The organism is Rahnella sp. Larv3_ips, from assembly GCF_003697865.1.
Lineage (GTDB): Bacteria > Pseudomonadota > Gammaproteobacteria > Enterobacterales > Enterobacteriaceae > Rahnella > Rahnella rivi.
Window position 1 is genome coordinate 1,592 of record NZ_MJIB01000011.1, and the last position, 757, is coordinate 2,348.

Annotated in this window: 1 protein-coding gene; it reads left to right on the plus strand. The window is 60.5% G+C overall.

All coding sequences use genetic code 11. The features are described from left to right. Positions 1-117: 117 nt before the first annotated feature. A partial coding sequence (locus tag ED901_RS14875; RefSeq protein ID WP_256370286.1) for a contractile injection system protein, VgrG/Pvc8 family occupies positions 118-757 on the plus strand: 640 nt, incomplete at its 3' end.

Genomic DNA, 757 nt, shown 5'->3' on the forward strand with positions numbered 1-757 from the left:
CGTGGACGAAAGCCTGACCGCGATGTTCGGCGATATCAAAACTCAGGCCGACGGCCTTCTGGATCAGGCGGGCGGGATTGCCAGCAATGCGCAGAAGTATGCAGGCGGGCTGATGTCATGATGTCCACGATCGCAATGGATAACGGCGCACAGATTGCGCCGGACTACATGGTTAAACTCGCCGGTTCAGACATCACCACGGATATCAGCAGGCGACTTATTTCGCTGTCGCTGACCGACAACCGCGGCTTTGAGGCTGACCAGCTCGACATCGAGTTGGACGACGCGGACGGCCTGATGCAGATGCCTCCTCGCGGCGCGGTGCTAAGCGTCTTTCTGGGCTGGAAAGGTCAGGCGCTGTTCCATAAGGGGGAGTTTACGGTGGACGAAGTGGAGCATCGGGGCGCGCCGGATACGCTGACGCTGCGCGCCCGCAGCGCCGACTATCGCGGCAGCCTTAATTCACGCCGCGATAACTCCTATCACGACACAACGCTGGAGGCGATAGTCTCCGCCGTCGCGGCGCGAAACAGTCTTGAGCCCGCCGTGGCCGAGTCGCTCAAGGGTGTGAAGGTTTCGCACATCGATCAGACACAGGAAACCGACGCGGCTTTTATCACCCGTCTGGCTGAGTTGAACGGCGGGGTTGTCGCCATCAAGGCCGGTAAACTGATTTTTATTAAGCCAGGCTCAGCCCTCACCGCCAGTGGCAAGCCGATCCCACAAATGACGCTGACCCGCAGCGACGGCGACGGCC